The 24,312-nt window shown below is 67.5% G+C and carries 22 protein-coding genes and 1 pseudogene; 20 read left to right on the forward strand and 3 right to left on the reverse strand.

Going from position 1 to position 24,312, the window contains the following annotated elements; genetic code table 11:
- Positions 1–10 precede the first annotated feature (10 nt).
- Both HWX31_RS03085 and HWX31_RS03090 read left to right on the forward strand, forming a co-directional pair.
- Positions 11–844, forward strand: a complete 834-nt coding sequence (locus HWX31_RS03085; RefSeq protein ID WP_174962287.1) for a MoaF C-terminal domain-containing protein — start codon at positions 11–13, stop codon at positions 842–844.
- The gene (locus tag HWX31_RS03090; protein WP_174962289.1) at positions 841–1,644 is read left to right on the forward strand and encodes an SDR family oxidoreductase; all 804 of its coding nucleotides are present in this window, start codon (positions 841–843) and stop codon (positions 1,642–1,644) included. The genes HWX31_RS03085 and HWX31_RS03090 overlap by 4 nt, the downstream gene beginning before the upstream one ends.
- 14 nt (positions 1,645–1,658) lie before the next feature.
- Here HWX31_RS03090 and HWX31_RS03095 read toward each other — a convergent pair whose 3' ends face one another.
- Complete coding sequence (locus HWX31_RS03095) at positions 1,659–2,333, reverse strand: dihydrodipicolinate reductase C-terminal domain-containing protein (RefSeq protein ID WP_174962291.1); 675 nt, start codon at positions 2,331–2,333, stop codon at positions 1,659–1,661.
- A 217-nt stretch (positions 2,334–2,550) separates the two neighbouring features.
- Between HWX31_RS03095 and HWX31_RS03100 the strand changes: the two genes are divergently transcribed.
- From HWX31_RS03100 to HWX31_RS03125, 6 genes are all read left to right on the forward strand, one after another.
- Positions 2,551–3,264, forward strand: a complete 714-nt coding sequence (locus HWX31_RS03100) for an SDR family NAD(P)-dependent oxidoreductase (RefSeq protein ID WP_174962293.1) — start codon at positions 2,551–2,553, stop codon at positions 3,262–3,264.
- A gap of 125 nt (positions 3,265–3,389) precedes the next feature.
- The gene (gene creB, locus HWX31_RS03105; RefSeq protein WP_174962295.1) at positions 3,390–4,091 is read left to right on the forward strand and encodes a two-component system response regulator CreB; all 702 of its coding nucleotides are present in this window, start codon (positions 3,390–3,392) and stop codon (positions 4,089–4,091) included.
- A gap of 16 nt (positions 4,092–4,107) precedes the next feature.
- Entirely contained in the window at positions 4,108–5,562 is a 1,455-nt protein-coding gene (gene creC, locus HWX31_RS03110) for a two-component system sensor histidine kinase CreC (protein ID WP_174962297.1), read from the forward strand.
- 112 nt (positions 5,563–5,674) lie between these two features.
- Positions 5,675–7,078: a cell envelope integrity protein CreD gene (gene creD / locus HWX31_RS03115; RefSeq protein WP_174962299.1), complete on the forward strand. Its 1,404-nt coding sequence runs from the start codon at positions 5,675–5,677 to the stop codon at positions 7,076–7,078.
- A 102-nt stretch (positions 7,079–7,180) separates the two neighbouring features.
- Entirely contained in the window at positions 7,181–7,378 is a 198-nt protein-coding gene (locus HWX31_RS03120; protein ID WP_076478799.1) for an oxidoreductase-like domain-containing protein, read from the forward strand.
- 131 nt (positions 7,379–7,509) lie between these two features.
- On the forward strand, positions 7,510–7,776 hold the full coding sequence (locus HWX31_RS03125; protein WP_059616473.1) for a hypothetical protein: 267 nt from the start codon (positions 7,510–7,512) through the stop codon (positions 7,774–7,776).
- 8 nt (positions 7,777–7,784) lie between these two features.
- Here the strand turns inward: HWX31_RS03125 and HWX31_RS03130 are convergent, their stop codons facing one another.
- Positions 7,785–8,702 carry a LysR family transcriptional regulator gene (locus tag HWX31_RS03130; RefSeq protein WP_174962304.1) on the reverse strand — a complete coding sequence of 306 codons (918 nt, stop codon included), beginning with the start codon at positions 8,700–8,702 and terminating at the stop codon, positions 7,785–7,787.
- Between the two features lie 98 nt (positions 8,703–8,800).
- Between HWX31_RS03130 and HWX31_RS03135 the strand changes: the two genes are divergently transcribed.
- On the forward strand, positions 8,801–9,781 hold the full coding sequence (locus HWX31_RS03135; RefSeq protein ID WP_174962305.1) for an NAD-dependent epimerase/dehydratase family protein: 981 nt from the start codon (positions 8,801–8,803) through the stop codon (positions 9,779–9,781).
- A 208-nt stretch (positions 9,782–9,989) separates the two neighbouring features.
- Positions 9,990–11,381, forward strand: a complete 1,392-nt coding sequence (locus tag HWX31_RS03140; RefSeq protein ID WP_174962308.1) for an RtcB family protein — start codon at positions 9,990–9,992, stop codon at positions 11,379–11,381.
- Between the two features lie 27 nt (positions 11,382–11,408).
- On the opposite strand, the gene HWX31_RS03145 is transcribed toward HWX31_RS03140, so the two are convergent.
- Positions 11,409–12,200, reverse strand: coding sequence for an SDR family NAD(P)-dependent oxidoreductase (locus HWX31_RS03145; RefSeq protein WP_174962310.1), 792 nt, complete (start codon positions 12,198–12,200; stop codon positions 11,409–11,411).
- Between the two features lie 567 nt (positions 12,201–12,767).
- Between HWX31_RS03145 and HWX31_RS03150 the strand changes: the two genes are divergently transcribed.
- The 10 genes and pseudogenes from HWX31_RS03150 (at position 12,768) to HWX31_RS03190 (ending at position 24,271) form a co-directional block, all read left to right on the forward strand.
- A complete protein-coding gene (locus tag HWX31_RS03150) occupies positions 12,768–14,651 on the forward strand; it encodes a collagenase (protein ID WP_244143648.1) in 1,884 nt (627 codons plus the stop codon).
- Between the two features lie 405 nt (positions 14,652–15,056).
- A pseudogene (locus HWX31_RS35310) lies at positions 15,057–15,218 on the forward strand (MASE1 domain-containing protein); the annotation flags it as partial.
- A 390-nt stretch (positions 15,219–15,608) separates the two neighbouring features.
- Complete coding sequence (locus HWX31_RS03155) at positions 15,609–15,908, forward strand: hypothetical protein (protein WP_174962314.1); 300 nt, start codon at positions 15,609–15,611, stop codon at positions 15,906–15,908.
- A gap of 167 nt (positions 15,909–16,075) precedes the next feature.
- Complete coding sequence (gene ypfJ / locus HWX31_RS03160) at positions 16,076–16,963, forward strand: KPN_02809 family neutral zinc metallopeptidase (protein WP_174962316.1); 888 nt, start codon at positions 16,076–16,078, stop codon at positions 16,961–16,963.
- Positions 16,964–17,136: 173 nt separating this feature from the next.
- Complete coding sequence (locus tag HWX31_RS03165; protein ID WP_174962318.1) at positions 17,137–17,853, forward strand: helix-turn-helix transcriptional regulator; 717 nt, start codon at positions 17,137–17,139, stop codon at positions 17,851–17,853.
- A gap of 267 nt (positions 17,854–18,120) precedes the next feature.
- Positions 18,121–19,623, forward strand: coding sequence for an aldehyde dehydrogenase family protein (locus HWX31_RS03170; protein WP_174962320.1), 1,503 nt, complete (start codon positions 18,121–18,123; stop codon positions 19,621–19,623).
- Between the two features lie 44 nt (positions 19,624–19,667).
- Positions 19,668–21,008 (forward strand): aspartate aminotransferase family protein, encoded by a 1,341-nt coding sequence (locus HWX31_RS03175; RefSeq protein ID WP_174962322.1) that lies wholly within the window; start codon positions 19,668–19,670, stop codon positions 21,006–21,008.
- A gap of 121 nt (positions 21,009–21,129) precedes the next feature.
- Positions 21,130–22,632 carry an APC family permease gene (locus HWX31_RS03180; protein ID WP_174962324.1) on the forward strand — a complete coding sequence of 501 codons (1,503 nt, stop codon included), beginning with the start codon at positions 21,130–21,132 and terminating at the stop codon, positions 22,630–22,632.
- Entirely contained in the window at positions 22,629–23,216 is a 588-nt protein-coding gene (locus HWX31_RS03185; protein WP_174962326.1) for a DUF3156 family protein, read from the forward strand. Before HWX31_RS03180 ends, HWX31_RS03185 begins: the two co-directional genes overlap by 4 nt.
- Before the next feature lie 74 nt (positions 23,217–23,290).
- Entirely contained in the window at positions 23,291–24,271 is a 981-nt protein-coding gene (locus HWX31_RS03190; RefSeq protein ID WP_174962328.1) for a helix-turn-helix domain-containing protein, read from the forward strand.
- The last annotated feature ends 41 nt before the right edge of the window (positions 24,272–24,312 follow it).

Raw genomic sequence — 24,312 nt, forward strand, 5'->3', positions numbered from 1 at the left:
GGAGACGGCAGTGGAACGACAGGATCCGTTGTTCATCCAGGTGGGCGCGCTCGCGGACGGCTTCGCGCCGGACGCGAACATTCTTGCGCCCGCCGGCGCGCTCGCGGGCGCAACCCTCGCGCTCGGCGACGCATCCGGCGCATCGCGCGTCTATACGTTCGGGGCGCGCACGCTGCAGTGGCGCGACACGGCAACCGGCGACGAGGGCCACGAGCCGTGCCGCGTGACGCAGCTGCGCAGCGGGCTGGTCTTCGTCGATTATGTCGATTCGGCCGCGCGCGCGACGTCGGTGAGCCTCGTGATCGATACGGACCGCGGCGTGTGGACGTCGGTAACCGGCACGCTGCCGACCGAGGCGGACACGCGCATCGACGCCTTCACGCGTGTCGCGCACGGGTTGCCGCTGACCGGGGTCGACGTCGCATTCCGGCACGGCACGATCGGCGGTCACGCGCAGCCGGGGCCGCTGCATGCGCCGACCCGCGAGCTGATCGGCAAGCGGACGCTGTATCGCTACAGTCCGACCGAATGCTACGAGCACATCTACCTGAACGAGCACTTCTATGCATGGCAATGCGTGGAAGGCGTCGAGCGCGGGCTGGCCGACGTGGACCGCTGTCACTATTTCAAGCTTGCGGACGCGCTGTACCTGTTCGTGTGGCGCGAGAAGGTGGTGCCGACGCTCGGCGTCGTGCTGATCGACCTCGCGCAGCGCAAGACGGACGGCAAGATCTTCGGCTATCAGGGCGGGGATTTCGGTTCGCTGGCGAATTTCCCGGTCGGCGCGCATGCGCGCGTGCTGAACGAAACCGTGCATCCGTGCGACGGCGAGGCCGGGCAATGAGCGCCGCGCTCGGCACCGGCCGGCTGAACGCGGATTTCGCCGGACGGGTCGTGCTGGTCACGGGTGCCGCGCAGGGCATCGGCGCGGCGATTGCGCGGCGCTTCGCGCAGGCCGGCGCGGCCGTGGCGCTGGCCGACCTGAAGCGGGAAGCCGCCGCCGCGCAGGCGGCGGCGATCGCCGAGGCAGGCGGAACGGCGCGCGCATATCACGTCGATGCGGCGAGCCGCGACGCGCTGAACGCGCTCGTCGCGGCGGTCGAGCGGGACGGCGGGCGGCTCGACGTCGTCATTCACAACGCCGCGTACTTTCCGTTGACGCCGTTCGCGGGGATCGACGAAGCGCTGCTCGAACGGACGCTGGCCGTCAACCTGTCCGCGCTGTTCTGGCTTGCGCAGGCGGCGCTGCCGGCGTTCGTCCGCGCGGGGGCGGGGCGGCTGCTCGTCACGTCGTCGGTCACGGGGCCGCGCGTCGCGTTTCCGGGGCTCGCGCATTACGCGGTGTCGAAGGCGGGGGTGAACGGCTTCATCCGGGCGGCGGCGCTGGAACTGGCGCGCAGCAACGTGACGGTCAACGGCGTCGAGCCGGGGATGATCCGGACGCCGGCGGCGGACAATCTCGGCGGCGCGCCGGTCACGGCGCAGATCGCGCGCGACATTCCGCTCGCGAGAATGGGCGAGCCGGAGGATGTCGCGAATGCGATGCTGTTTCTCGCGTCGACGGATGCGTCTTACATTACGGGGCAGACGATCGTCGTCGACGGCGGCGCGACGTTGCCGGAGAGCGGGGTGGTCCTCGCGTGACGGCCGAGGCGCGGCTACAGCCAGCCGTTGCGCACGAACTCCATCACCGGGTAGCGGCGATTTTCGAGCGCGTGGCGGCCCACCGCCTCGACGATGCGCGACACGCCGTCCGCATAGGGCGACTCGCCGTAGACGCGCGATTCGAGCTGGAGGCTGCACGCGCCGTCTTCGATGCGGATCCGGTGATACGCGTGGCGGCCGAGTTCGTCGTCGGGGATGTGCAGCTCGCGACGCTGCACGTCGGGGTCGCGCACCGAGCGGATGTCCTGCGGCTGCAGGCCGAGCGATTGGCCGATGCCGACCGCGGTGCCGGGCACCGACGTCTTCGTTGCCTGGTGCGATTCGACGACGCTGATATCGCAGTTGCGAAACAGATGACCGCTCGTTTCGAGCATGCTCATGAACTTGAGCATCAGGATATTCGTGTTCGGGCACAGCACGATCGGGAAATCGTGAGACCCGGTTTCGAGATCGGAGCCCGTGGAAAGCTCGATGAGCGGCGAACCCGTCGCGCGGCAGAAGGCGATCGCGGCGGCGAGTTCACGGCCGGACCCCGCGTGCACGACGATCGATGCGACGTCCGCCCGCGCGCTGTCCGACCACGACACGACCTGATACGTGCTGTCCAGGTTGTGCGAGCCGAGCAGCTCGGTTGCCAGCTTGCCTGAACCAACGACGACGACTTGCATGTGATTGACTGGATGAGATTCGATGAACGACCGGGCGTTTCGCGCACCGTTGCCTTGACGGATGCAACGGTTCGGTGCGCAAGCGGGCCGATTTGACCGACGCATTATGCCCGGACATCGGCGCGCGCGCCGGCCGGCGGCGCGCACACATGCCAGAATGACCGGGGTGTGGTGCGCGTATCGTGCACCGAAATCAACCAGCCAGGAGGTGGAATCGATGGAAACCGGCATCAACGGATCGGTGGTGGCGATCACGGGCGGCTTTGGTCATCTCGGCCTCGCAACGGCGGCGTGGCTGGGCGCGCGAGGCGCGCGCATCGCGCTGATCGGGCGGGGCGCGGCGCCGGCCGCGAACACACTGCCGGCGGGGCTCGTCGGCGCGCGCTGCATCGGCGGCGCCGACCTGGTCGACGAGCAGGCCGCCGTGCAGGCGCTCGATGCCGTGCAGCGCGAGTTCGGCCGGCTCGATGCGCTGCTCAACATCGCAGGCGCGTTCGCGTGGGAAACGGTGGCCGACGGCGACGTCGCCACCTGGGACCGGATGTATGCACTCAACGTGAAGACGGCGCTGAACGCGTCGAAGGCGGCGCTGCCGCATCTGCTGCAACGTCCGTCAGGCCGGATCGTCAATATCGGCGCGGGCGCGGCGCTCAAGGCCGGGCCCGGGATGGGCGCGTATGCGGCCGCGAAGTCCGGCGTCGCGCGGCTGACCGAAGCGCTCGCGGCGGAGCTGCGCGACACGGGCGTGACGGTCAACGCGATCGCGCCGAGCATCATCGACACGCCGCAGAACCGCGCGGACATGCCCGATGCGGACTTCACGCGCTGGGTCCAGCCGAGCGAGATCGCGGCGACGATCGGGTTCCTGCTGTCGGCGGATGCGCAGGCGATCCGCGGCGCGTGGATTCCGGTGACCGGCCGGGTCGAGTAGGACGGCGCCGCGTCACTCGAACGGCGGGACGCCGGTACGGACGCCCGCCGCCGGCGTTTTTCGATGGGCCTGCCGATGCCGTGCGTAAAATACCGCACCGCATAGTGCGAGCAGACCCGAAAACAATGAATCAGCCCAATATCCTGGTGGTCGAAGACGAAATGGCCATCGCGGACACGATCGTCTACGCGCTCGGCACGGACGGCATGCAGACCGTGCACTGCACGCTCGGGCATGCCGCGCTCGAGCGCTTGCGCGAAGCGCGCTTCGATCTCGTCGTGCTCGACGTCGGGCTGCCCGACATCAACGGCTTCGAAGTCTGCCGGACGCTGCGCACGTTCACGGACGTGCCGGTGATCTTCCTCACTGCAAGGCACGACGAGATCGACCGGATCGTCGGGCTGGAAATCGGCGCGGACGACTACGTGGTCAAGCCGTTTTCCCCGCGCGAGCTGGCCGCACGCGTGCGGGTCATCCTGCGCAGGCTCAACCGGCCGGCCGCGCAGCCTCGCGCACAGGGGCCGGGCGCACCGGACGTGGCGCCGGGCTTCAAGCTGGATGCGGACGGCGCGCGGCTCGCGTGGCTCGGCCGGACGCTGAACCTGACGCGCTACGAATTCGGCCTGCTGGCGCTGCTCGTCCGGCATCCCGGGCGCATCTATTCGCGCGACCAGCTGATGGACCTCGTGTGGCGCGACGCGCTCGACACGACCGACCGCACGGTCGATACCCATATCAAGACGTTGCGCGCGAAGCTGCGTGCAATCGATCCGGCGCGCGACCCGATCCGCACCCATCGCGGGATGGGCTATTCGCTGCAACCGTAACGCGGGCCATCGACTCATGCACATCGGACTGCGGATCTTTTTCGGCTTCTTCCTGATCGTCGGCCTCGCCGCGCTGATCACGCTGCGGGTGTTCGTCCAGGAAGTCAAACCCGGCGTCCGCGAGGCGATGGAGGACACGCTGGTCGACACGGCCCAGGTGCTCGCCACGCTCGCCGCCGACGACATGGCGAGCGGTCACATCGGCGACGGCGCCTTTGCCCGGCAGCTCGAAAAGCTGCATGCGAGCCCGGTCCGCGCGGATGTCTGGGGCATGCGCAAGGACACGATCAGCTATCGCATCTACGTCACCGACGCGCACGGGATCGTGCGTTACGACTCCGCGGGCGAGGCGCTCGGCAAGGACTATTCGCGCTGGAACGACGTCTACCGGACGCTGCGCGGCGAATACGGCGCGCGCAGCACGCGCGCGGACCCGAACGACGAAAGCAGCACCGTGATGCACGTCGCCGCGCCGATCCGCAACGGCAACGCGATCATCGGCGTGCTGACCATCGCGAAGCCGAACCAGGCCGTCGCGCCGTTCATCGCGCGCAGCCAGCGCAAGATCATGCAGTACGGGGCGCTGCTGATGGGCGGCGCGATCCTGATCGGCGTCGCGTGCACGTGGTGGCTGGTGCTCGGCCTGCGCAGGCTGCAGCGCTACGCGCGCACGATCGCGGCGGGCGAGCGCGCGGTCATGCCGCTGCAGGGCGCCAACGAGCTCGCGGAGCTCGGGCGCGCGGTGGAGAGCATGCACCGGCGCCTCGAGGACCGGCAGTACGTCGAGAACTACATCCACACGCTCACGCACGAGATGAAGAGCCCGCTCGCGGCCATCAGCGGCGCGGCCGAGCTGCTGCAGGAAGAGATGCCCGTCGCGAACCGCCGGCGCTTCACGGACAACATCCGTCACCAGGCCGGCCGTCTCGAGCACATGATCCGCAAGCTGCTGGCGCTGGCCGAGGTCGAGCAGAAGCAGCGCCTGTCGGTGCACGAAACGGTCGCGCTGACGCCGCTGCTCGAACAGCTGCTGGAGGATGCCGAGCCGCGCGCGCGCCAGTGCGGGGTGACGCTGCAACTGGAGCGGCCGCCGGCGAGGGGGGATGCCGCGGTCGTGGCGGGCGATGCCTTCCTGCTGCGCCAGGCGCTCGGCAACCTGCTGGAGAACGCGCTGGATTTCGCGCCGCGCGGCAGTGTGATCAAGGTCGCGCTGGAGCGGCAGGCGGCGGGCAGGACGCCCGTCACCGCGATCCGCGTGACGGATGACGGCCCGGGCATTCCCGACTACGCGATCGCGCGCGTGTTCGAGCGGTTCTATTCGCTGCCGCGGCCGGACGGCCGCGATCGCAGCACGGGCCTCGGCCTGTGCTTCGTGCGCGAGGTCGCGATGCTGCACCACGGCAGCATCGCGCTCGCCAATCGCGCGGAAGGCGGCGCCTGCGCGACGCTGACGCTGCCGTCGGCGGGCTGAGCCCCCGGAGCCGGCTTCACGTTCGCCACACATTCGCTTCACATCCGCTTCGGCGGCGCTTCACCCGGCACGATCATGCTGACCGGACTGTTCCACTCCGGTATCCGCTCACATGAATCGAATCCTGTTGTTCAAGTCCCTGATCACGGCGTGCCTCGTGCTGCTCATCCTGATCCCGCTGCATCTGGTGAGCAGCATCGTGCAGGAGCGCGCGTCGTACCGCGAAGATGCGTTGAAAAGCATCTGGTCCAGCTATGCGGGGCCGCAGACCATGACCGGGCCGATCCTGGTCGTGCCGTACACGGAAGTCACCCGCATCCGGACCGAGGCGGCGCCCGGCCAGCCGGCGAGCGAGCGCGTGCAGACCGAAGCGAAGCGCCTGCTGGTGTTCCCGAAGACGCTGAGCGTCAAGGGCAGTGTTGCGACCAGCGTCCGCTATCGCGGCATTCACAAGGCGCTCGTGTACGACCTGCAGAGCCGCTGGGAGGGCACGCTCGCGTTGCCGGACCTGAAGCAGCTGCAGCAGTCGGCCGGCCACGTGAGCTTCGCGATCGGCAATCCGTACCTCGCGTTCGGCATCAGCGACATTCGCGGCCTGATGGCGCAGCCGGTGCTGGTTTTCGGCGGCAAGCGGCTGGCGATGGAGCAGGGCGCGCAGCTCGCGAGCCTGCGTCAGGGCGTGCATGCGGACGTCGACCTCGGCGCGTTCCCCGCCGCGTCCTCCGCCACATCCGCCGAAAACGTCGTGCCGTTCAGCATCGAGCTGCCGCTGTTGGGGGCGCAATCCGTTGCGTTCGCGCCGATCGCCGACCAGAACGATTTCTCGCTGAAATCCGCGTGGCCGCACCCGAGTTTCGACGGCGCATTCCTGCCGCGCACCCGCACCGTCGATGCCGGCGGCTTCGCGAGCGCATGGAGCCTGACGTCCTTCAATACGAAGGTGCGCGAGCAGATCGCGGCGGGCAACGGGGACGATGCGCTCGAAGCCGCATCGGTCTCGCTGATCGAGCCGGTCAACGTCTATCTCGAAGCCGAGCGCGCGACGAAGTACGGCGCGCTGTTCGTGATGCTCACCTTCGCGAGCTTCTTCATGTTCGAGCTCGTGAAGCGGCTGCGCATTCACCCGATCCAGTACCTGCTGGTGGGCCTGTCGCTCGCGCTGTTCTTCCTGCTGCTGCTGAGCCTGTCCGAGCACATCGCGTTCGAGTACGCGTATCTGGCGGCGAGCGGCGCGTGCATCGGCCTGCTCGGGTTCTACCTGTCGTTCGTGCTGCACAGCGTGAAGCGCGGGGCAGCGTTCGCCGGGCTGCTGGCGATGCTGTATGCAGCGCTCTACGGGCTGCTGCTGTCGGAAGACAATGCGCTGATGCTCGGTTCGCTGCTGCTGTTCGCGATTCTCGCCGGCATCATGACGCTCACCCGGCGCATCGACTGGTATTCGGTCGGCGCGGCGTGGCAGCCGCTGGCCGACAAGCCGGAGACGGGCGCCGCGAAGCCGGACGCGCCGGCGCGGTGATCATGCGCACTTAAAATGGAAGCGGCCGGCCGGGATCGTCCCGGCCGGCAGGTCACGCGGCATCCACTTATACTGGGTGTTCCCCGTTACTCGATCAGCGCCGTGCCCAAGCCTGCCTCTCCGGATTCGTCCGCCGACGATCCGCGTCCGACCCCGCCTCAGCAACCGGAACTCGAAGACTGCTGCAACAGCGGCTGCTCGCCGTGCATCTTCGACTTGTACGAGGATGCGATGGAGCGCTATCGCGTCGCGCTGGCCGAATGGGAAGCGCGACAGGCGAAACGCAAGCGGCGCCGGTGAGCCGCCGGCACACGCGGTCGCGTGCAGCCGCCGATTCCCGGAGAACGGGAAGCGGTGACGCAGGCGCGGGAGGTGCTGGTGTGACGGGAAACCGGCGCGGTGGGATGCCGGCTCGATTCAAGTGGACAAAGATGAAAATATCGAGAGACTTCGGGATCGTGATTCGACGTGCGGCCCTCGTCGACAAGGCCATCGACCTTTCGGCGATCTACGCCGAATTCAATTTCTCACGCTGTTTCGACGAGTCCGACACGATGGTGTCGCTCGGACCATTCTTCGGGGGCGATGCCGCGGACGCGTGCATGAGATCGCTGGAACGACTCGGGCTCGCCTATATCGAAGATTTCTTCATCTGCGAGCAATACGTTCCCGATTGGTGTGAGTTGCAAGCGTTCTGAGTAACCGTCTATCGGTATCCGGGGTGACATTCCGTGTCGTCGCCGACATACGCCAGCAACCCCCGCACCAGCGCATCGAACGTCGCCCGGCAGCGCGGGCTGTTCCGCAGGTCTTCGTGCATGACGACCCACGTTTCCAGCGGCAACGCGACCTGTTCCGGCAGCACGCGCACGAGCCGCGCATCGCGTTTCGCGAGCGCCGTCTGGCAGACGCCGATTCCATATCCCGCGCGGATCAGCGCCAGCTGCGCCAGGTTGCTGTCCGTCCGCAGCGCGAACGCGTCGCGGTTCCAGATGGGCAGCGCGTGCACCGCCGCGCGCAGGAACGGCGTCATTGTGTCGAATCCGATCAGCGCATGTTGCGCGAGCTCGGACAGCGTCGCCGGCGCGCCGTGCTCGGCGAGATAGTCGTCGCGCGCATACATGCCCAGCTCGATGTTCCCGATGCGCCGCGCGACGAGCGCATCCTGTGCGGGCGGCGCCATGCGGACCGCGATGTCGGCCTCACGGTTCAGCACGTCCTGGATGCGGTCGGTCGGCGCCAGCTCCACGACGAGCCCGGGATGGTCGCGCCGCAACTGCGTCAGCATCGGCGGCAGCACTTCGACGCCGATCACGTCGCTCGCCGAGATCCGCACGACGCCGCTGACGTCGGCGCCGTGACTCACCGCCGCGCGCTCGAACGCGGCCGCCGCGCTGCGCAGCGTCTCGGCATGGCCGCGCAGCGCCAGCGCGGCCTCGGTCGGCAGCAGCCCGGACGGCGATCGGGTGAACAGGGGCTGGCCGAACGCGGCTTCGAGCGCGGCGACGTGCCGGCCCGCCGTCGGCTGCGTAATGCCGAGCGCGCGCGCCGCGCCCGACAGCGACCCTTCGGTCAGCACCGCAAGGAAGGTTCGATACAGTTCCCAGTTGAGATCGGAGGCCATACGGAAATGTATAGCGGATCGATCATGTTCGCCAATTCCTTATGATCCCGATGCGACCCAGAATGCGCTCACGACGGATTCATTTCAGGAGAGCGGCAATGGCGACGGAAGGTCAACACGCGGAACGGCAGGCGCTGGTGCTCGGCGCGACGGGCGGCATCGGCGGGGAAGTCGCGCGGCAACTGCGCGACGCGGGCTGGCGGGTGCGGGCGCTGCAGCGCGGGCTGACGGACGCAACGGCCCAGCGCGACGGGCTGACCTGGGTGCGCGGCGATGCGCTCGACCGCGATGCCGTGATGCAGGCGGCGCGCGGATGCGCGGTGATCGTGCATGCGGTCAACCCGCCGGGCTATCGCCGCTGGTCCGAATGGGTGCTGCCGATGATCGACAACACGATCGCGGCGGCCGCGGCGGCGGGCGCGACCGTCGTGCTGCCGGGCACGGTCTACAACTACGGCGCCGACGCGTTTCCGGTCCTGCACGAAGACGCGCCGCAGCATCCGTTCACCCGCAAGGGGGCGATCCGGGTCGAACTGGAGCGCCGGCTGCAGGACGCGGCCGCGCGCGGCGTGCGGACGATCGTCGTGCGCGCCGGCGATTTCTTCGGGCCGCGGGCCGGCAACAACTGGTTTGCGCAGGGGCTGGTGAAGCCCGGGCAGCCGCTCGGGGCCGTGAGCCTGCCGGGGCGGCGCGGCGTCGGTCATCAATGGGCGTACTTGCCGGACGTGGCCCGCGCGATGGTGGAGCTGATCGAGCGGCGGGAGACGCTGGCGCCGTTCGCGCGCTTCCACCTGGCCGGGCACTGGGACGCGGACGGCACGGAAATGGCGCAGGCGATCTGCCGCGTCGCGCAACGGCACGGCGAGCGTCCGGCATTGCGGCGCTTCCCGTGGTGGCTCGTGCGCGCGGCGTCGCCGTTCGTGCCGACGCTGCGCGAACTGCTCGAGATGCGCTATCTGTGGCGCGAACCGATCCGCCTGGACAACGCGCGGCTGACCGCGGTGCTGGGGCGTGAGCCGCATACGCCGCTCGACGCGGCTGTCGAGGCGACGCTGGTGGGGCTGGGGTGTTTGCGGTGATCGATGTATCGACGACGTCCGGCATGCCTATCGGGAGAGTAGGCGCCGATGTGTTGGCGGCTCGCGACAGCATGCTCGTTACCGCCTTCCCGTCGGCAATGCGCTTCTGCTATGATCCGCGCTCCCTTCCTTGACGCTGCTGCGGGAAGGTACTCAAGACCACCGGTTTGCCGGAGGTCGCGTCGTACCTTTTCCATTCCAAGCAGCGATGTCTACTTTTCCCCGCTTGAAAAAAGCCTTGCAACGGCAAGGCATCCGCGTCGACTACCAGGCCGGCGTCTACCACCTGCGCAACGAACAGTCGCAGGCCTCCGTGCTGTTGCCCGCCGCCTTGCCGCTCGAGGAGAAGGCGGTGCAGCAACTGCTGTCCTTCGCGGCGGTGCGTTCGCCCGATCATCGCCACGGCGTCTGCAAGGCATGCGCGACGCCGGACTTTCATCCGGGCGGAATCGCGCCGGTCGGATCGATCGTCGCGACCGACGACGCATTCGTGATTCCCGCCGCGGTCGGCACCGACATCAACTGCGGGATGCGCCTGCTGACGACCGGACTCAAGCGCTCGTCGCTCGCGCCGCTCGAATCGCGCATCGTCGAGCGTCTGACCCGCGCGATCCTGGCGGATCACCGGGACGTGCCGGTCAACGGCGCCGCATTCCGGGCGCTGTTCGACACGGGCCCGGACGCGTTCATCGATCGTGTCGCGCCGCACGGCATCTGGCGGCAGGTCGATCGAGACCGGCTCGTGCGCGAGCTGTCCGCGTGCATCGGTCTCGACCGGTTCGACGGCAGTGCGAAGTATGCGCCGGACGCGCACGTCGGGGCCCGGGAAACGTTTCGCGATCCGTGCCTCGGCACGCCGGGTTCGGGCAATCATTTCGTCGAGCTGCAGGTCGTCGACGAAGTGCTCGACCGGCATGCGGCCTATCGCGCCGGGCTCGCGCGCGACGACGTCGTCGTGATGATCCACAGCGGCTCGCGTGATGTCGGCTTCTACGTCGGGCGGCGCTGGATGGATCGTGCACGCGCGGCCTGGCCGGCGGGCTTGAAGCATCCGGAGAGCGGCCTGTATGGTCTCTCCGGGGAACTGGCGCGCGAGTATCTGGCCGCCATGGGCACGGCCGCGCGTTATGCGTGGCTGAATCGCGTGGTGCTCGCCGAGATGGTGCGCAAGGAACTCGCCGAGCTGACGGGCGGCACGTATTCGACGCTGGTCGTCGATGTGCCGCACAACGTCGTGCTTCAGGAGGACGGGATGAATATCCATCGCAAGGGCGCCACGCCGGCCCGCGAAGGCGACCTCGCGTTGATCCCGGGTTCGATGGGCGACGCGTCGTACCTGGTCACGGGGCTCGGTCATCCGGACTGGCTGTGGTCCTGCAGCCACGGCGCCGGCCGGAGCGTGCGCCGGCAGGCCGTCAGGCGGCTGCGCACGGAGCGGGCGCCGGGCGCATGGACGTGCGTCACGCTGCGCGAGGAGCGCCGCATCGAGGAAGCGCCGGAAGCGTACAAGCCGATCGGACCGGTGATCGACGCGCAGGAACAGGCCGGCCTGATACGCGGCGCGGTGCGGCTCAAGCCGTGGATCACGTTCAAGGCGTGACGGAGGCCGGCGTTGCACGTCACGACCTCACGGGCCGGCGAATGCCAGCGTCGGCACGTCGACGACCATCGCGCCGCCGTCCGCGACGAGCGTCGCGCCCGTCACGAACGACGCGTCCGGCGACGCGAGGAACGCGCACACGGCCGCGATTTCGTCCGGCTCGGCCGCGCGCCGCAGCGGCACGTCGGCGCTGACGCGCGCATAGGCTGCGTCGAGCGATTCGCGGTGGCGTGCCATCAGGGGCTCCATTTCCGCGTCGGCCATCGGCGTGCGCACCCATCCCGGGCAGACCGCGTTCGCGCGCACGCCATGCGGCCCGTAGTCTCGCGCAAGCGAGCGCGAGAGCCCGAGCAGCGCATGCTTGCCGACCGTGTAGCCGCATACGCCCGGCCCGGCCGCGAGCGCCGCGATCGACGCGACCAGCACGATGCTGCCGCGTTGCGCGATCAGGTCGGGCAGGCACGCGCGGGCGCTGACGAACGCGGTGTCGAGGTTCGCGTGAAGCGCGTCGCGCCACTGCGCGTCGGTGGTTTCGTCCGCGCGGCCGAGGCCGTGCCCGCCCGCGCAGGCGACGAGCGCGTCGATGCGGCCGAAGCGTTCGGCGATGCGCGGAACGAAGCGGAGCCAGTCGGCCGTGCTCGCGGCGTCGCCGGCGAGCGCGAGGCCGCCGGTGTCGGCCGCCAGCGCGTCGAGCGGCGCCTGACGCCGGCCGATCAGCACGACCCGGTCGCCGTGGCCGGCGAAGCGCCGCGCGCACGCGGCGCCGATGCCGGTGCCCGCGCCGGTGATCACGATCGTGCGGGGAGGCGGGTGGGGCATGTCGGTCTCCGGAAGGGGGCGATTCCGGTTACTGTAGGCGGCGCGCGGCCGCGCGGGTATCAGCCGAATGGGTGAATGTGAAGCGGGGAATAACGTCACGCAGCAAATCGTTAGCGAAGGCGACCAGCACCGGCTCGTGATCGACGCGCGGGAGACGTACTGGGGGCCGAACTTCCTGCTGTCCGGGCTCGGAATGTCGAGCCGGTCGAGACGCGGGCGGGGAGCGTCGTATTAGCCGTTGAAGCCGCTGGCGCAGAAGACCGTGATGCAAGCGACCATCCGGGCAATCGACCTTCGCACCATTCGAATCGCTTACGGTGCGTTGGTTGACATTTGCAATCGAAATCAATCCAAACGAGCCATTTGGTTGCTGTATCAGGCTCAAGGATTGCAAATTTCATAAATTATAAAATCGATTGTTTGCGTCATGGGAATTTTGTGAATCGATCTTGCATTTCTTAAGAGATTTACTATACATAGTTATCGATCAAATAAACGGTAACCATACCCAACATGGAAAATCTTCGTAATGTCGCAAATCGTTTTATTGTGACCGCTTCGGTTCTAATGGGGGTGGTTTTTTCTGGTGCCGCTTGGGCGAATTCGCAGCCTATGCACGCAAAGCAGGCTCGTATGCCACGCATACCGCAGAATCTCCCGCTGTCGCCGGACCAGGCCAAATACAACCTGCCGCTCAGCAAGCATGATCGTGCAATACTGATGGAGCCGTTGCGACAGAAGCAATCAGTGAAGCCCAACAAGCGCACCCAGCCTGAAGCCGATTGTCACGACATGTCAATAATGACCCAATATCATGGTGCGGCGCTTGCCGATTACATAGCAAATCTCCCGGATTACGAATGTCATTATGGGCTATTCTCGGTTGATAGAGTGATGGCTGCGCAGATTTTCAATGCGGAAAATGTGCAGGCCGTTGCGAGCCGTTTCGCTCAAGAAATCAATCGTTATGATGCAACCAACCTGGTTTTGGTGAATTTGCTGATTTATCTGAGATCTGCTTATTTCCAATATGACGCATCCGGACTTTCTGATCCGGTTCCAGGTCTCGTGGTCTGGCTGCGTCCGTATATTTTGCAGAGCCTCTCCGGCGACGCGCTTTATCGCGAAAATTCGCGCGCGCCGAGTACCGCAAACGAGCTGATGAACCTCATCACGAACATGAAGGACGAGGCGTACTACCTGCCGGCGCTGAAGGACCGGGTCGCGTTCTACACCGCGAGCGCAACCAACCCACAGGCGGCGGCACCACTGCTGCAGCGAAGCGCGGCGGGTGGCTTTACCGGCTTGCTGGGTGTGTTCTTCTATGCGCATCAGCGCAGCGGCGCGCAGCAGATGCTCGACAGCGATGCGACGCTGCCGGAGACGCTCAATCGCTTCGTCACGGCGAATCGCGCGTACCTGTCGAACACCGGTGCCGCCTATCAGCTCGCCGACGCGGCGCGCGAAACGTATCGCTTTCTCCGTTATCCGTCGCAGAAGCCGCGTGTGAAGAGGATGATTCAAGACATGCTCGCGTCGACGACCATGACGGGCGCGGACAACGACCTATGGCTCGCGGCAGCGGAAGCGGTCGATTACGGCGATCCGGGAAACTGCGCGGACTACGGCACGTGCGACTATCAGGGACGGCTCATCGATGCGGTGCTCACGCATCGGTACTCATGCAATGCGAACGTGCGCATTCTCGCGCAGGACATGACGGTGCCGCAATTTCAGTCGGCATGCATGGCGGTCGCGCAGGAGGAGGACTATTTCCACCGGATGATGAAGACGGGACATGTGCCGGTCGCGAACGATCACAATGACACGATCGAAATCGTCGTATTCGGCGATTACGACAATTATCGAAAATATGCTTCGGTAATCTACGGAATCAGCACCGATAACGGTGGCATGTACGTTGAAGGCGATCCATCGGCGCCCGGTAATCAGGCGCGCTTCATCGCGCACGAAGCCTCGTGGCTGCGGCCGGAGTTCAAGGTCTGGAACCTCGAACACGAGTTCACGCACTATCTCGACGGCCGTTACGACATGGAGGGCGACTTCACGGCGAGCACTGCGAAGCCGACCGTATGGTGGATCGAGGGTCTTGCCGAGTATATCTCCAGAAAGAATGACGACCAGGAATCGATCGACGCCGCCCGCACGGCTGCATATCGGCTCTCGGACGTGTTCCAGACGCTTTATTCGTCCAGCGACTACGTCGCGCGCGCGTATCGATGGGGCTACATGGCGACGCGCTTCATGTTTGAACGTCATCGTGCGGACGTCGATACGATCGTGTCACGTTTCCGCGTGGGTGATTACGACGGTTACGCGAACTATGTCGCGTACATTGGAAACCGCTACGACAGCGAGTTCGTTGATTGGGCGCGCGGCGCGACGACGGCAGGTGAGCCGCCGTTGCCATCAACGAAAAAGGGGCGTTAGCCCTGTAGTCCCGGACACGGCCCTTACAGCGCACGTCGCTATCAACCTCCGGCCTCGGTCCGTCGAGCCTGGCCGGATTCCGAGAATATCGATGCAAGGCTCACTGCCTGATTGGGCACAAAATTCCGCTCAGGTCACCTGCCACACGCCGCAGGTGGCGAGCGGTTTGTCCCGTCGCGCCTGTGGAAGTAACGTGATCGCCGCACGGTCGCATGCCCGGCCAAGCACCGTCGGACATCGCGACCGTACGCAACGCCCGCGCGCAATTCACCGACAGGCACAGTTCTCATCCGCTAGAATTCGGACTTTCGTCCGCCCGACTCCGGCATCTTGACGCGACCGGCGCCTATGGTACGGGCCACGCGCAGACAGGGCGCGGGCGCGCTCCACCTGACCGGGCGGCGCATGCACCGACGCGGCGTAGCACTTGAGGATCTCTCGACGAACACCACACGCTCCCGGCCCGGATTCGTCGCCGCGCTGTTCTGGGCGGCACTGTATCTCGCGAGTGGTTATATCTCGCATCTCTTCAACGGCCCGGTCAGGATGACCGGCTATAGTTGGCTGCTCTTGGTCTTGGCCTAAACGGTTCGGGTGATATCGGCCCGCGCCCTGCGCCGGCGGCAGATTGACTGGAAAGCGGCGGCGCATGAGCCCCCCACATACCCGCAGACACTTGGCCCATCTTTGAAGTCCTTATGCACTTGTACGTGTGCTCGCGGAGGTCTTCCCAGCGACTGTAGCGCGCGTCAACCTGATTTCCTATGCGTCTCTGCGACTTCGTTTCTCCTCCTCTCCTGCTCGTCTCCCGATCCTGCCTCTGCTTGGACTTGAGTCGTTCTCTTTGCGGGGCTCGCGCGGGCTGAGTGTTCTGCGCGCGAGTGACGATGTGGAGGATTGATGTGTCCCGGGACGTCACCCAGGGTGAATCGCAGGTGTCGATTTGGGAGGTGGACGATGGGCGATTTCTCCGGTCTGAAGCTGACCACCGACGAAGCCATCGACGGTTTGGCCGCGGTGATGGATCGCGAGCCCGCTGCATCGCCAGAGCGGCGCATCGACCTTTTGACCGAGGCCGCTGCGGCTCAGGCAGGAGGCGTGCGAGGAACTTGCGCCGAACGACCAACCTGCCGAGCCGGATTTTGCAAAAGCTTACGATCTCGTGCGCCGGATCGCTCTATGCTTGGTATTTTTGCGATAAGTCGACGAAAGTCGGCAAAATTGCGCCGGCGGCGCATCTGCGCCAAGGCAGCGTGAGCATCGACGCGATGAATCAATGCGACGATTCGCCGGTCCGGTCGCCACGCAGCGGCATGTTCGAGCAAGCGCACGTGCCCGGCTGCCCGGCGCCGCATGCCACGAGGTTTTTTACTTGACCGGCGGATCCATCCGGCCGGCATAACGACAGGGAAGGGGAGCCCGCAATGAGGCTGGACGACGAAACCGAAAGCCAGAACGTCGAAGATCGCCGCGGCGGCGGAGGCGGCTTCGGCGGCGGGCGGGCGACGATCGGCATCGGCACGATCGTCGTCGCGCTGGCCGCCTCGTATTTCTTCGGGATCGACCCGCGCGTCGTGCTCGAAGGCGCATCGGCGCTGCAGGGCGGGCGGCAGCAGCAGGCCCAGCCGCAGCAGCAGGCGCAGCATCAGGGCGCGCCTGCGACCGACGCCGGCGCGGTATTTACCCGCAAGGTGCTCGGCAATATCGAGCGGACCTGGACGATGATCTTCTCGACGCAATTGCACGAGCAATACCAGCCGCCGAAGCTCGTGATGTTCACGAACGCGACGCCGACGGCATGCGGCACCGGGCAAACCGCAATGGGCCCGTTCTACTGTCCGGGCGACCGGAAGGTGTACATCGATCTCGGCTTCTACGACGATCTGCGCCGGCGCTTCGGCGCGGGCGGCGATTTCGCGCAGGCGTACGTGATCGCGCACGAGGTCGGTCATCACGTACAGAACCTGCTCGGCATTTCCGGCAAGGTCGACGCCGCGCGTCGGCGTTCGAGCGAAGCGCGCTCGAACGCGCTGTCGGTGCGAATGGAACTGCAGGCCGACTGCTTCGCCGGCGTCTGGGCGAACAACGCGCAGCGCGCGAACCAGCGGCTCATCGAGCCCGGCGATTTCGAGCAGGGCCTGAAGACGGCAGCGGCGATCGGCGACGATCGTTTGCAGCAGCAAGGGCAGGGTTACGTGGTGCCGGAGAGCTTCACGCACGGCAGCAGCGAACAGCGCGTCTATTGGCTCAGGCGCGGCCTCGAATCGGGCGAACTGAGCGCGTGCGACACCTTCGCGGCGAACGCGCATTGACGCGGACGGCACTGCGCGGGAGCGCGTCGGAGCGCTGAAGCCACCCGGTTCGCAGAGCAGCAACGTGCATGTCGTCATCGCGGCGAATTGCCGATTTGCGCTCACGCAACGCTTGCCGCCGCCCGTAGGCTGCGCTGACGTTCGATGCGTCTGTCCGCCCGCCGATGCCCATCATGCCGACCTCATCCGCTTCGTCCGATCCCGCCGCCGACTGGTGCCGTGCGCTGCGCGCGTGCGTGGCGGCGTTCGACGCATTCGCGAGTCCATCGGCGATCGTGTTCTACCGGCTCGATGCAAGCGGCGAGCCGGCGGATTTCGAGCTGTTCGGGATGCCGGAGTCGATGCACCGCACTTATGTCGCCCGCTATCGGATGCTCGATCCGCTGCATCCGTCGCGCTGCGCTGAGGGCGCCGGCGCGGTCGTCACGCTCGCATCGCAACTGCCTGACGAACGCCGCGAAGCATCCGCCTATTGGACCCGCTTCCTGCGCCGGCATGATGTCGCCGATGTGGTCGAAGTCTGGCTGCGCGACGCCGGCGTTACGGTCGGCGCGTTCTCGCTGCTGCGCTTTGGCGCGACCGGCGAAGGCGCGACCGGCCGGTTCGTGCCAGGCGAGATCGACGCACTCGCGCGTTTGCAACCGGTCGCCGAAGCCGCGCTGAGCCCGCTGCTGCGCGTGCGGAGCGGCATCCACCGGATCGGCTGCGAAGAACGGTTGACCTATCGCGAGGAACAGATCGCGCGCCTCGTGCGCGACGGCCGCTCGAACAAGGAGATCGCGCGCGATCTCGCGCTCGGCCAGCCGACGGTCAAGACCCACCTGATGCGGATGTACCGCAAGCTCGGCGTGTCGAACCGGACTGAACTGGTCGGAGCGCTGTTCCTGTAATCATCCCGATCCTGATTCCGCTCGCGATCGGCGTCTATTGGCTGGATTACGCAGCCTACGATTTCCTTATCGGCCTGTCGCACGGCTTCAGAAACTAAGACGGGTATCAGCCCGCGTCCGATGCGATCGTCTGTCTGACCGTTCGCATGCGACGCCCGCCACGCGCTTGCCAATTTGCGCTCACGGCCCCCCATCGCGCTCGATAAAGTGGTCCGACGCCCGCGTGCCCCGGCACGCGGCCTTGCCAGGACCTTCATCGAGACGCTCATGACCTCATCGACCTTCGTCGCCGTCAGCGACACCGTGCGCCGCTTCGTCGCGCGCGACTTCGGCCTCTTCATCGACGGCGACATGCAGCCCGCGCATGCATCGGCGCGGCTCGACGTGCACGACCCGGCGACCGGCGAACGGCTCGCGACGGTCGCGGACGCCGACGAACACGACGTCGAACGCGCGGTTGCGAGCGCAAGACGCGCGTTCGATGCGCGCGTATGGAGCGGCCTGCGCCCGGCGGACCGCGAACGCATCCTGCTGAAGCTCGCCGACCTGATCGAGCGCGACGCCGAAACGCTCGCGCAGCTCGAAACGCTGAACCAGGGCAAGTCGATCCACGTCGCGCGCGCGGTCGAGGTCGGCGCGAGCGTCGAATATGTGCGCTACATGGCCGGCTGGGCGACCAAGATCACCGGCCAGACGCTCGACGTGTCGATCCCGTTTCCGCCCGGCGCACGCTACACGGCCTACACGCGCAAGGAGCCGGTCGGCGTGGTCGCCGCGATCGTGCCGTGGAACTTCCCGCTGATGATCGCCGTGTGGAAGCTCGTGCCCGCACTCGCGGCCGGCTGCACGATCGTGCTGAAGCCGTCGCCGGAAACACCGCTCACCGCACTGCGCCTCGCCGAGCTTGCACGGGAAGCGGGCGTGCCGCCGGGGGTGTTCAACGTCGTCACGGGCGGCCGCGTGTGCGGCGCGGCGCTCGCGAGCCATCCGTCGATCGCGAAGATCTCGTTCACCGGCTCGACCGCGACCGGCAAGCTGGTCGGCGCGGCGGCCGTGCAGAACATGACGCGCTTCTCGCTCGAACTCGGCGGCAAGAACCCGATCGTGATGCTCGACGACGTCGACGTCACGCAGGCGCTCGACGGCGTCGCGGCAGGCGCATTTTTCAACCAGGGGCAGGTGTGCGCGGCCGCGTCGCGGATCTACGTGCACCGCAGCCAGTTCGCGCAGCTCGCGGACGGCCTCGCGGGCATCGCACGGTCGATGAAGCTCGGGCCGGGGCTCGACACGGCCGCGCAGGTCAATCCGCTCGTGTCCGCGCACCACCGCGACAAAGTCGTCCAGCACATCGAACAGGCGCGCCGCGACGGGCTCACGTTCCTCGCCGGCGGCACGCCCGTCGACGACCTGCCCGGCTATTTCGTGAAGCCGGCCGTGATCGCCGACCCGCGCCCCGACAGCGCGATCGTGCGCGACGAGGTGTTCGGCCCGGTGGTGGTCGTGCTGCCGTTCGACGACGCGGCCGACGCGGTGCGGCTCGCGAACGCGTCGCCGTATGGTCTTGCCGCGAGCATCTGGAGCAACGACCTGACGCGCGTGATGAACCTCGTGCCGCAAATCGAGGCAGGCACGGTCTGGGTGAACTGCCACATCCCGCTCGACCCGTCGATGCCGTTCGGCGGCTACAAGCAATCGGGCATCGGCCGCGAGTTCGGCCAGCACGCGATCGACGGCTTCACCGAAACCAAATCCGTCTGCATCGCGCACTGACGCGCGGCGCGGCCCTGCACACCCATCCCAAAGCGGAGACTGCAATGAGTTACAACGAAGCGAAGTTCTGGCACCCGATGCTGCACCCGAACGAAATGAAGCGGCGCGCGCCGATCCGCATCGTGCGCGGCGACGGCTGCTACGTGTTCGACGAACACGGCAGACAGCTCGTCGACGGCGTCGCGGGCTTGTGGAACGTGAACGTCGGCCACAACCGCAAGGAAGTGAAGGACGCGATCGTGCGCCAGCTCGACGAGCTCGAATACTTCCAGCTGTTCGACGGGATCAGCCATCCGCGCGCGGAGGAACTGTCGAAGCTGCTGATCGACATGCTCGAACCGGAAGGGATGCGCCGCGTGCTGTACAGCTCGGGCGGCTCGGATTCGATCGAGACCGCGCTGAAGATCGCGCGCCAGTACTGGAAGGTGCGCGGCCAGGCCGATCGCACCAAGTTCATCTCGCTGAAGCAGGGCTACCACGGCACGCACTTCGGCGGTGCGTCGGTGAACGGCAACACGGTGTTCCGCCGCAACTACGAGCCGAACCTGCCGGGCTGCTTTCACGTCGAGACGCCGTGGCTGTATCGCAACCCGTTCACGCAGGACCCGGAGGAGCTGGGCCGGATCTGCGCGGAGCTGCTGGAGCGCGAGATCCTGTTCCAGAGCCCCGACACGGTCGCTGCGTTCATCGCGGAGCCGATCCAGGGCGCGGGCGGCGTGATCGTGCCGCCGGCCAACTACTGGCCGCTGGTGCGCGAGGTGTGCGACCGCTACGGCGTGCTGCTGATCGCCGACGAAGTGGTGACCGGCTTCGGCCGCAGCGGCAGCCTGTTCGGCAGCCGGGGCTGGGGCGTGCGCCCGGACATCATGTGTCTCGCGAAGGGCATCTCGTCCGGCTACGTGCCGCTCGGCGCGACGGCCGTCAATGCGCGGATCGAGGAGGCGTTCGCGCAGAACGCCGATTTCGGCGGCGCGATCATGCACGGCTACACGTACGCGGGCCACCCGGTCGCGTGCGCGGCCGCGCTCGCGAGCCTCGACATCGTGCTGAAGGAGGACCTGCCGGCCAACGCGGCGAAGCAGGGCGCGTACCTGCTGGAAGCGTTGCAGCCGTTCGCCGCGCGCTTCGCGGCGGTCGGCGAGGTGCGCGGCAAGGGGCTGATGCTCGCGCTCGACCTCGTCGCGGACAAAGAGACCCGCGAGCCGATCGATCCGCTGTCCGGCTATGCGAACGCGGTCGCCGAAGTCGCGCGCGAGCAGGGTGTGCTGGTGCGCCCGGTCGGCACCAAGATCATCCTGTCGCCGCCGCTCGTGATCCAGCGCGAGCAGCTCGACCGGATCGTCGACGCGCTCGCGGCCGGCTTCGAGGCGGTGCCGTTCGCGTAACGGCCTCAGGCACCGTGGCGGGCGGTGCGTGCGCCGCCCGCCGGTTTGCCGATTTGCGCTATCTCAAGGTTTTTTTGCCTGCGTATTTTTTCGACATCGATTGATCAAACCGGAGACAAGGATGTCGGGATCGTCAGGGTTTACCAGCGCGGCAACGGCCGCATCGGCCGGCGCGCCGGCGGCGGAGGCAGGCGGCACGGCGCTGAAGGCAGGCGCGGTCGGCTTCCCGACCGCGCTCGCAAGCGCCGTCGGGCTCATCATGGCGAGCCCGGTGATTCTCACCGCAACGTCGGGCTTCGGGATGGGCGGCTGGGCGTTCGCGGTCGCGATGCTCATCGCGTTCGTGATGATGCAGGCGCAGGCGACGACGTTCTCCGAAGCCGCCGCGATGCTGCCGACCGCGGGCTCGGTTTACGATTACCTGTCATGCGGGCTCGGCCGCTTCTGGGCGATCACCGGCACGATCTCCGCATACTTCCTCGTGCACGTGTTCGCCGGCACGGCGGAGACGATCCTGAGCGGCATCATGGCGCTCGTCAACTTCGAGTCGCTTCACGGGGCGCTCGAGAAGCACAACAGTTCGTGGCTCGTCGGCGTCGGTCTCGTGATCACGTTCGCGATCACCAACATCATCGGCATCAAGGTGTTCAGCAAGCTCGAGATCGTGCTGACGGCCGGCATGTGGCTGTCGCTGATGATCTTCGGCATCCTCGGTATCGCGGCCGCGCCGGCCGTGCAGCTCGACGGCTGGTTCGGCCGCTCGGAAGTCGGCACGTCGCTGCCGGCCGTGCTGTCGCTCGTCGGGATGGCGATGTTCATGTTCGTCGGCTGCGAGTTCGTCACGCCGCTCGCGCCGGAGATGAAGGCGCCGGGCCGGACGATCCCGCGCGCGATGGCGCTCGGCCTCGTCGGCGTCGCGATCTGCATGTTCCTGTACGGCGCGGCGATCCGCCGCCAGGTGCCGAACGTCGCGGTCAGCGCCGACGGTCTCACGCACCTGCTCGACACGCCCGGCGCGATTCCCGCGTTCGCGCTGCAGGTGCTCGGGCCGTTCGGCCGCGTGTGGTTCGGCGTCGCGTTCCTGTTTGCCGGCGCCGCGACGATCAACACGCTGATGGCCGGCCTGCCGCGCATCCTGTACGGGATGGCGATCGACGGCGCACTGCCGCGCTGCTTCGCGTACCTGCATCCGCGCTTCCGGACGCCGGTGGTCGGCATCGTCGCGGCGGCGGTCGTGCCGATCTTCCATGCGTGGCTGATCAACGGCAACCTCGACAGCATCCTGCACCTCGTGCTCGCCGCGACCTGCGCGTGGGGCACCGCGTACCTGCTCGTCACCGCGTCGGTCGTGATGCTGCGGATCCGCCGGCCGGACCTGCCGCGCCCGTACCGCTCGCCGTGGTTCCCGCTGCCGCAGATCGTGTCGAGCGTCGGCATCGTGCTCGCGATCTGGTACATCACGCCGCCGGGCATGAACCCGCGCGACATCTACGTGCCGTTCGGCGCGATGCTTGGGCTGACCGCGCTGTATGCGCTGTTCTGGACAATCGTCGTGCAGCGCCGGCATCCGTTCAAGCCGGTGCCGGTCGAGGACGTGCTGCGCAACGAGCACGTCGCCGGATGAAGGCCGTGCTCGCCCGTTGGCGCGCCGCGCCCGCCGCGCCGCCGCCCGGCTACCGGCCCGGCGCGACCGCCGCGCGCGTGCTGGCCGACCTGCGAGCGGCGCGCGAAGGCGACGGCGGGGCGAGTGGGGTGGCGAGGCTGCCGAACGGCGTGCGGGTGCGCGTCGCCGAGCAGGTCGCGCGGCAGTTCCTGATGCATACGGTCAGCGTGCGGATCGCAACGACCGCACGAGGCCCGGCCGCGCACGGCAGCGCGTGCATCGCGCAGACCGGCTGGCTGCGGCGCACCGGCGTGCGCGCCGCGCTCCGGCATGGCTGCGACCCCGGTTTCGCGCGCACGGTCGCGGCGCTGGTGGCCGAGCCGTCGTTCGCCGATGCGCTGCGCCCCCTGCATTTGACGGACTGCACGATCGACGCGCATGACGGACGCTGGACGTTGACCGTCGTGCCGTTCGGCGGCAGCGAGGTCGTGAGCCGGATGCCGTCGTTTCGCCGCTATGTCCGGCTGACCGGCGAGCAGGCCGCGGCGCTGTCTGCGGCCGTGACGGCGTTCGAGCGCGCACTGCGCGGGTTTTTGCGCAGGTAAGCTGTGGCGTCGCGTGCCGCCGCTCGATGCCGGCGGCCGCGCGCAAAGGAATCAGGGTTTTAGCGGAGGCGCCGATGCTGTTCCAGTCAGGCTTACATGAAGACGTCCACGAGCACGGGCTTGCCATCGCGGGCTGGCGCCAGGTCTACCGCCAGATGACGCCGGGCCGGTTCAAGGGCACGGTCACGCAGGTGCTGTACGACGATTTCCACTTCTTCCGCGAGACGACCAACCGGCGCGTCGCGCAGACCGGCGTCGCGCCGGCCGGCCGCACGTCGCTTGCGGTGCCGCTATCGGTACCGCCGTCGGTGCCGCTCGCCGGCACCTTCCAGGGGCAGTCGGTCGACGGCTACGCGCTGCTCGCGCTGCGCGCCGACGAGGATTTCGAATTCCATACGCCGGAAGGGATGGGGCTCGTCGGCATCAGCGCCGCGTCGGACATGATCGACGAGCTGTGCGACGCCGAATTCGGCGCGGCCGGCTCGGGTGCGGGCGTTTCAGGCGCGACCGGCGCGCGCAGGCTGCACCACGTGACGCGGCTGTCCGACGCGCAGGGCGTTGCGCTCGGCGAGCGCCTGTCGGCGCTGATCGACGCCGCGCAGCGCAACCCCGGCTGCCTCGAATACGCGGCGACGCGCCGGATGTTCCGCGACGCGATGCTCGGCATGTTCCTCGATGCGCTCGACCAGCGGATCGGCGCGGAGCGCCGCGACATCACGCACGCGACCTACAGCGACATCGTGCGCCGCTGCGAGAAGCATCTGCGCGAGCGGCCGGAAGAGCCCGTCACCGTGCTCGAACTGTGCCGCGCGCTGCGCTGCAGCCGCCGCACGCTGCAGACGAGCTTCCAGCGCGTCGCCGACGTGACGCCGGTCGCCTACCTGCGCACGATCCGCCTGAACGCGGTGCGGCGCCTGCTGCGCACGACGTCCGCGCAGCAGCTCGGCGTCGGCGAGGCGGCCGCGAGCTGGGGCTTCACGCACCTCGGCTATTTCGCGAGCGAGTATCGCGATCTGTTCGGCGAGCTGCCGTCGCAGACGCTGCGTCCCGCTTGAGCAACATGCCCCGTTCGTTTGCCGATTTGCGATAGCGGTCC

Origin of the sequence: Burkholderia ubonensis (genome assembly GCF_902833085.1) — a bacterium.
In the GTDB taxonomy this organism is placed as follows: domain Bacteria; phylum Pseudomonadota; class Gammaproteobacteria; order Burkholderiales; family Burkholderiaceae; genus Burkholderia; species Burkholderia ubonensis.